The organism is Pararhodospirillum oryzae (assembly GCF_007992075.1).
Classification (GTDB): Bacteria; Pseudomonadota; Alphaproteobacteria; order Rhodospirillales; family Rhodospirillaceae; genus Pararhodospirillum; species Pararhodospirillum oryzae.
Genome location: NZ_BJZO01000132.1, coordinates 1 through 7766, shown reverse-complemented (window position 1 = coordinate 7766; position 7766 = coordinate 1). Strand labels below are relative to the sequence as shown.

General features: G+C 65.1%; 8 protein-coding genes. 5 read left to right on the top strand and 3 right to left on the bottom strand.

Annotated elements, in window-relative coordinates; all coding sequences use genetic code 11:
- The first annotated feature begins 198 nt into the window (after positions 1 to 198).
- Both ROR02_RS15600 and modD read left to right on the top strand, forming a co-directional pair.
- Positions 199 to 1089, top strand: a complete 891-nt coding sequence (locus ROR02_RS15600) for a tetratricopeptide repeat protein (RefSeq protein WP_147164976.1) — start codon at positions 199 to 201, stop codon at positions 1087 to 1089.
- A 234-nt stretch (positions 1090 to 1323) separates the two neighbouring features.
- Positions 1324 to 2178, top strand: a complete 855-nt coding sequence (gene modD / locus ROR02_RS15595) for a ModD protein (RefSeq protein WP_147164975.1) — start codon at positions 1324 to 1326, stop codon at positions 2176 to 2178.
- Here the strand turns inward: modD and lipB are convergent, their stop codons facing one another.
- Together lipB and ROR02_RS15585 are read right to left on the bottom strand one after the other, a co-directional pair.
- Positions 2179 to 2820, bottom strand: coding sequence for a lipoyl(octanoyl) transferase LipB (gene lipB, locus ROR02_RS15590; protein WP_147164974.1), 642 nt, complete (start codon positions 2818 to 2820; stop codon positions 2179 to 2181).
- A gap of 524 nt (positions 2821 to 3344) precedes the next feature.
- The gene (locus ROR02_RS15585; protein ID WP_147164973.1) at positions 3345 to 4043 is read right to left on the bottom strand and encodes a Crp/Fnr family transcriptional regulator; all 699 of its coding nucleotides are present in this window, start codon (positions 4041 to 4043) and stop codon (positions 3345 to 3347) included.
- A gap of 305 nt (positions 4044 to 4348) precedes the next feature.
- Between ROR02_RS15585 and ROR02_RS15580 the strand changes: the two genes are divergently transcribed.
- A complete protein-coding gene (locus ROR02_RS15580) occupies positions 4349 to 4738 on the top strand; it encodes a cyclic nucleotide-binding domain-containing protein (protein ID WP_170245150.1) in 390 nt (129 codons plus the stop codon).
- 46 nt (positions 4739 to 4784) lie between these two features.
- A complete protein-coding gene (locus tag ROR02_RS15575; RefSeq protein ID WP_147164971.1) occupies positions 4785 to 5477 on the top strand; it encodes a hypothetical protein in 693 nt (230 codons plus the stop codon).
- Between the two features lie 161 nt (positions 5478 to 5638).
- Here the strand turns inward: ROR02_RS15575 and rpoH are convergent, their stop codons facing one another.
- Positions 5639 to 6544, bottom strand: coding sequence for an RNA polymerase sigma factor RpoH (rpoH, locus tag ROR02_RS15570; RefSeq protein ID WP_147164970.1), 906 nt, complete (start codon positions 6542 to 6544; stop codon positions 5639 to 5641).
- A gap of 603 nt (positions 6545 to 7147) precedes the next feature.
- Here rpoH and ROR02_RS15565 point away from each other — a divergent pair.
- The gene (locus ROR02_RS15565) at positions 7148 to 7555 is read left to right on the top strand and encodes a c-type cytochrome (RefSeq protein ID WP_147164969.1); all 408 of its coding nucleotides are present in this window, start codon (positions 7148 to 7150) and stop codon (positions 7553 to 7555) included.
- Positions 7556 to 7766: the final 211 nt, after the last annotated feature.

Below are 7766 nucleotides of genomic sequence, written 5' to 3'. Positions count from 1 at the left end.
TTGTTGGGGAGCCCTCTTGCGACGGGATCCAAGGCTTCACCCGATAGGCGGTCGTCCACACATGCCTTGTCGTTGTCACGGTTGACGATTGCTCCCGCCGGAAAGGACGCGTACAGTCGTGATGTTCTGGAATTGTGACCTGAAAACGGGTCAAGTCGCCGTCTTTTGGGGCGCAATCCGGTTGCGGGAGGATGAGTCATGCCCCTGAACCCGGTCGAAACCGCCCTTCGCGAAGCCGACCGCCACGCGGCCGCCGGCGAGCTGCAACAAGCCCGTGAAGCCCTGCGGCGAGCGCGGATGTTCTGCCACCAGCAAGAGCGCAACGAGGAAGAAGCCGCCATCTTGGTCCGGCTTGGAGAGCTGGAGCTGACCAGTGGCAACCGCCAGGCCGCCCGTCATGCCCTTGACGAGGCGCTCACCGGCCTGCCCCCCAATGGCTCGTCGACCCCGCGCGCCATGGCCTTGCACCTGCTGGGTACCCTGGAGGACCTGGAAGGAGCGACCCAGGCCCGGGATACGTGCTGGCAGGCCTCGGCGGCGCTGTTTGGAGCCAACGGCCTGGGCGACGAGGAAGCCCGGGTGTTGCACGCCCAGGCCCGGGCCGAACGGACCGCCGGCCGCATTGAACGAGCCCTCGAAATCTATGGCCGCGTGCTGCGCCATTACACCTCGGTGGGGCGCACCTTCCACCGCGCCGAGGTGTTAAGGGAAATCGCCCAGATTCAAGGGGGCTGCGGCCGCGCGGATCTGGCGCACGAGGCCTTTGACCAGGCCGCCGATCTTTTCCACATGAACGGCGACATCCTCGACGAGGCCTCGACCCGCTGCGAACTGGGCCGTCTCCTGGCGTCGCTGGGCGATCGCGAGGGCGCGCGCCTGGCCCTGGGGCAGGCCTCGCGTTTGTTTTCCACCGCCGGCCATCTGGGCGGCGAAGCCGAGGTGTTGCTTGATCTCGCCCGCCTGGACGCCGGCGCCACGCCGCGCACCGCCTTGCGCCTGGTGCGCCAGGCCGCCGACCTGGCCGCGCGCGCGGGACTGACCGAGTTGCACGCAACCGCCCAGGCGGCGGCCGGCGCCCTGGAGGCCTGATCGCGGCCCGGCCGGCGGGTGCCGCGTCCTGACAGGCACAAGCCGGCCTTGCGGACACGGGCGGGACGGGAGTTTTTCCCCGGCGGCGGGTTTGGTTCTGCGATATCGCATTGCCAGCCCCCCCTGCCCCGGCCATCCTGACCTTCCCAGGGCGTCCGGCCCGTTCCCCGGCTCCAGGAGTTCCCGCGCCTGGTCCGGGGCGTTTGTTCCCCTCGTCAAGACGAGTGCCTTCCCATGATCTGCTGCCTGTCCGATGCCGCCCTTGCCACCTTGCTGGCCGAGGATGTTCCCCATGGGGATCTGACCACCGAAGCGTTGGGAATCGGAGCCCGGCCCGGAGCCATGACGTTCTCGGCCCGAGGCGCCATGACCTTGTGCGGCATCGAGGAAGCGGCCCGCCTGATCACCCTGGCCGGAGGCATGGTCGAGGTTTTCCACGCCTCGGGCGCGGCTCTCGCCGCCGGAACCGTGTTGCTGCAGGCCGAAGGGCGGGCCGATGCCCTGCATCGGGCGTGGAAGGTTTCACAGACCCTGATCGAATTGGCCTCGGGCATCGCGACCCGCGCCCGCGCCCTGGTCGATGCCGCCCACGCCATTGATCCCACCTGCGTGGTGGCCACCACCCGCAAGACCTTTCCCGGCACCCGGGCCCTGGCCGCCAAGGCCGCCAAGGCCGGAGGCGCGTCCTTGCACCGGCTGGGTCTTTCCGAAACCATCCTGGTCTTCGCCGAGCACCGGGCCTTCCTCAGCCCCGAGGAACGCATGGCCCACCTGCGCGATCTCAAGGCCCGCTGCCCCGAGCGCCGCATCGTCACCGAGGTAACCACCGAGGAAGAGGCCCTGGCCGCCGTCATCGGAGGCGCCGAGGTGCTCCAGCTCGAACGTTTTTCGCCGGCCCAGGTCGAGGCCCTGTCGGCGCTGTTGCGCACCCGGCGCGCCGACGACGCCGTGACCCTGGCCGTTGCCGGCGGGGTCACCCTCGCCAACATCGCCGACTACGTCCGGGCGGGGGCGCGGGTTCTCGTCACCAGCGCGCCCTATCTCGCCCCGCCTTGCGATGTCAAGGTGGTGCTGGGTCCCGAAACCTGATCACGGGCCAGGATCGGGCGCCGCGAAAACCTCGGCAAAGGCTTCCCTCAGCGCCGCGTCGACCTCGGCGAGGGAGGCGGGATTCCCCAGCGCGCGCAAACTGGTGACGCCATGCTGGGGCAGGCCGCACGGCACGATGCCACTGAAGTGCTCCAAGGTCGGGTGCACGTTCACGGCAACACCGTGGAAGCTGACCCAGCGCCGCACCCGGATGCCCAGCGCGGCGATTTTTTCTTCCCGGCCATCGGGGCGGACCACCCACAGCCCGACCCGATCGGCGCGGGGCTCGGCGACCACGCCGAACCGGGCCAGGGCCAGGCTCACCCAGCGTTCCAGATCGTGAACGAAGCGCCGCACGTCGCGCCCGCGTCGTTCCAGGTCCATCATCACGTAGGCGACCCGCTGCCCGGGGCCGTGATAGGTGTACTGCCCGCCCCGGCCGCTCGCGTGAACGGGAAACCGGTCGGGACACAGCAGATCCTCGGGGCGGGCGCTGGTGCCGGCGGTGTACAAGGCGGGGTGTTCCAGCAGCCAGACCAGTTCCGGAGCCGTGCCCGCGCGGATGGCGGCGGCCCTTTGCTCCATGAAGAGCAGCGCCTCGTCGTAGGGCACGGGCGCGGACGCCTTCATCCAGTCCACCATGGCAAGTCTCCTTGCGAAACGCCCCGTTGATCACCGAAAGGGTTTGTTGTGTCGCCGGCGACGGGCGTCGGGCAAGGACAAAAAAAGGGCGATGTCCGATCGGACACCGCCCAGGTGCGCTCTTGAGGGAAAGAGGATACTAACCGTTGGGCTGGTTCCCACCCGAAGAAGGGGAACCGATCCCCCTGGCAGAAGGAACCCTACAACGCTCCTTGCCCTGTTTCTGTGATGGCGGTCACATGGACGGCAATCACATCGAATTTTACATAATTGGACGCCGGGCGGTTGGCGGGTCGAATTTTCTTGCCGCGACCCGTTTGCGCCATCAGCCCGTTAATCAAAACAGGCGATATTTTTCTGATTCACAGGCCTCTGATCGTCAAAGGCGCTTTCATTATCTTTCGGGACGGTGTCCTTATCCCGTTCGGGTGTTGAATCTGAAAAAACTGATAGCCTTCACAGAAAAAACAAAAAATGAGAATGTGATTTATTCCGCCTTCCCCTTCAACAACACCATGCCCTCCTCAGGGGCTCATCTCCGAAACCATCAGTTCAAGACGGCCCAGATCCAGAACCACCAGGGTATTGCGTTCACGCAAGACGATTCCCTTGCGGGCCAGATCGCTCAAAACCCGGGCCACGGTTTCGCGGGTGGTACTGACCCGGCTCGCGACCTCGGAGTGCACCGGAATCGGGGAGATCCGGGGGCGTCCCTGGTCGTCGGCCGGGGCTTCCAGGGCCCGGCGCAGAATTTCGGCCTGAACCCGGTTGTTAGCCCCCAACGTGGACAGATCGACGATTCGTTCGGTGGACGAACGCACCATCGCCGCCAGCCGCCAGAGCAGCGTCATCGCCACCGAGGTATTTTCCCGAACAAGCCGCAAAAAAAGCTCGGGCGAAGCCGACGCCACCAGGGTGTCCGCCGTGGCCATGACGCTGGCCGACCGTGGAGCCCCGTCCAGGGCCGCGAGTTCGCCAAAGAAACCGCCCTCGGGAATGTCGTCCAGCGTCACCTCGCGCCCCGAGGCGGAATAGATCACGACCCGGGCGGATCCGCGCACGATGAAAAAAACATCGCGGGTTTCGCTTTGGCGATCGATGATCTGTTCGCCGGCCCCATAGCGGCGCCAGCGACATTGCCGGGCGATTTCAAGGCGGTAGGCGGGATCCAACTCTTCCAGGAGCGAGACGCCTTCCAGCGAGTCTGTCGCAGTGACCGTCACCGTGACACATCTCCCTCTCGCTCGTGGCTCGTCTTCGCCCTTCGGGCACAAAGCCTTTCGGCCCGGAGCAACGATCGGGTCGCCCCCTTCCCATCGGGGCAGTTGTGACGCAAAGGACGCACCCCGACAATCGTTTTCTGTCGAAGGCTTCCAAGGCTTGCCGGCTGCGGTTTGGGCTCCCTTCTTGGTTCAGGAGCGCTAAACTGGGAAAAGGACCCAAAGGACCCCGGACCTGGAACCAAACGCTTCCCCCTCGCTTTCTTGCCGCCATGCCAAGACCCCCACGCCAAGACAGGACGCCGATCATGCCCGAAGCCCTCGTTCCCGAAGACTCTCGTCGCCTGACCCTGGCTCCGGGAGACGTTCTGTTCACGGAAGGGGAAGAAGGGGACTGCGCCTATTACGTCGAAAGCGGCATGATCGAGGTCTCGCGCCGACTCGGGAGTGCCGAGGTTGTCATCTCGACTGAACGCGAAGGGGGGATCGTCGGAGAAATGGCCCTGATCGACAACAAACCCCGCAGCGCGACAGCGCGGGCCGTCGAACCCACGGCCCTTGTTCCCTTTCCAAAGGTTGAGTTTGAACGGTACCTGAACAGCACCGATCCGTTGATCCGCAGCCTGCTGGAGCGTTTCGTAACCATCATCCGGTCGGTGACCACCGAAAACGTCCGCCTGATCCTGGGGATCCGGTGACGATCCCTCTCCTCTTGTTTTTCTCCCGCCGCTCCTGGAGCTCCCCATGCCCTTGCGCCGCCTCTTCTCGTCCCCAGCCCGTCGCGCCGCCCTCGCCTTGTGCCTTGCCCTGGGCGTTGCCCTTCCAAGCCAGGCGGCCCCCGTCGAGGAAGCCCCGCTTGTCCTGGCCCGGCCGGTCACCATCGTCGTCCACGCCATGCCTTTGGGAGCGGTTTCCCTGGACCGCCCGATCCAGGTGCTCAGCCTGGACGACAGTCCCATGCATCAGCGCCTGCAGGCCTGGTTTGAGCGGGCCCTGAAAGCGCGCGGACTCCGCACGGGCGGACCCGAGGCCCCCCTGGTTCTTGACCTCGACAGCAGCGCCGCCAACGCCCCCAGCCGTCCCGATCCCTCGGCCGCCCCCCTGACCATGCGCGGTGCCGCCGGCACCGGACGCGGCGAGGACGAGGTCGCGGTGGGCGTGCGAGTCTTTTCGAACACCCAGGCCAGCGTGCTGGGTGGCGTGGTGGAAACGCCCATTCCGGCGGTGGCCGGCCCCCTGGCCCGTCTTGACGTCGGCCTGACCGACCGCGCCACCGGACGGCGGCTGTGGGTGGGGTGGGCAAGCGTGGACAATAGCCAGGAAGTGGGCGATGGCGAGCGGCTGTTGCTGACCGTGAGCCCCCTCGCCGCCGCGCTGGGCACCTCGACGCGTTCGCGGACCCTGACCGTGCCCGCCGGCCCCGTCGCGACGCCCTAACCAAGGAAAACGGCGCCCGGGGAGGCCCCGGGGAGGCAAAGCGCGGTCCTCGAAAAAACGGGGCCATCCCGACCGGATGGCCCCGCGTGGACACGGGTCAGTCTCTCCTGGAACACGCTGGCCGGGACTGCCCTCCCCCCAGCCTGCCAGGAGCAGGGGGATCAGGCGGGCATCGGATGCGGCTGGCGCTCGTTCAGCGCCCGCGCCGCCTTGCGCACCGAGGACTGGAGCTTTTCAAACGCCCGGTTCTCGATCTGACGCACCCGCTCGCGGCTGACTCCATACTCGCCCCCCAGTTCTTCCAGGGTGACCGGTTCACTGCGCAGGCGCCGGGCGGTAATGATGTGGCGCTCACGCTCGGTGAGAGTCGACAAGGCATCCCGCAGAAGCTGACGCCCCACCTGCTGCTCCTCATGCATCGCGTAGCGTTCTTCCTGGTTTTCGGTATCGTCCACCAGAAGATCCATGCGATCCATGGACTGGTCTTCACCGACGGGCACGTTGAGCGACGAATCAGGCGCGGCCAGGCGCCGGTTCATCATCACCACATCGCTTTCGCTGACCTTCAGCGTCTGGGCGATGTGGCTCACCGCCTCGGCCGGCATGTCTCCTTCCTCGTAAACTCCCAGCTTGGCCTTCAATCGTCGCAGATTGAAAAAGAGTTTTTTCTGAGCCGCGACCGTGCCGACCTTGACCAGGGACCAGGAATTCAAAATGTACTCGTTGATGCTGGCCTTGATCCACCACATGGCATAGGTCGCGAGCCGGAAGCCCCGGTCGGGCTCGAACTTTTTCACGGCCTTGATCAGACCGATATTTCCCTCGGCGACCAGGTCGGAAATCGGAAGTCCGTAGTGGCGGTAGCCCATGGCAAGTTTGGCCACCAGGCGCAGATGGCTGGTGATCAGGCGATGGGCGGCTTCCCGATCCCCTTCCTCCTGCAAGCGCTTGGCCAGCGCGTATTCCTCGTGAGCCTCCAGCATGGGATAGCGCTTGATTTCGGTGAGGTAGCGCGACAATCCCCCTTCGTCGGCCAGGGCGGGCAGTACATGGCGGTTCTGGGTCATGATGGCAGCCACTCCTTTCGCGTCGGGCCATCCCGGTTTCCGGGCGTGAAACGCCACGGGCACCGGACATATTGCACCCAAGGGGTCCATTCAGACGGGGAAAGGTGTCGAAAGTGCGACAGGACCAGGGCAAGAACTTTTGAAACTCGGCCCGCCCCCATGGCAGGCCTGCGGTCTTACCCTTTGTTTCCAGGTGCCACGGTCCTTTCCATGACCCGTTCGCCACCTTGGAAAATCTCCTGGTTCCCCTTCCACCTGGCTGAACCCGAACCCGATCCCGGTACAGTCGGCAATCAGGTCTACGGCCACTATCTCAATTCGGACCATTTTCGTCAACATTTTTTGCGCTGCCTCCGATCCCATGACGCGATTATCATGGCCGGCCAGATGTCCTGATGCGCCGGTCCGAGGCCATCGGAGTCGTTCTTTAGTGCCATTTTGCCCAAGATGATGGTCGCGAGATGCAAGGGACTTTCTTCCAACGGTCATCTCCTGTATGACTCGGCCCTGTTCACATGGGGCGCGCTGCCCCTGTCCGCCCCGCCTGGAGTGTTCCCGGGGCGAGACATTCAGCACAGGCGTAGAGTGGAGAGGAGTTGAACAATGAATAAAGGGATTCTGGCTGCCGGTGTGATCGCCGCCGTCGCGCTGGTCAACGGGACCGCTTTTGCCGCCGGCGATGCCGCCGCCGGCGCCGAAGTCAGCAAGAAGTGCCTGGCCTGCCACACCCTTGGCAAAGGCGAGCCCAACAAGGTTGGTCCCAACCTGTTCGGCGTGTACGGCCGCGTCGCCGGCACCCACGAGGGCTATAACTACTCCGAGAGCTACAAGGAAATGGGTCAGAAGGGCCTGACCTGGGAAGAAGCCAACCTGAAGGGCTACCTGGCCGACCCCCTGTCCTTCGTCCGCGCGAAGTCGGGCGACGACAAGGGCAAGTCGAAGATGACCTTCCGTCTGACCAAGGACGACGAAATCGCCAACGTCATCGCCTTCCTGATGCAGAACAAGTAAGGAAAACCCTGTCCACTCTCCCCACGGAGAGACAGCGGTATCCGCACGCCGCCGCCCGGGATCCCCTGGCGGCGGTTTTTTTTGGGGAATACACAAGAACAATAGAGTGAGCCCCGAAAACACGAACCGCTTTCGGATCAATCGACGGAAAAAACAAAGGGTTGGAGCGTCGCGCCCGGATCAGGCGCAACGCACGATGCGCTACGCCTCT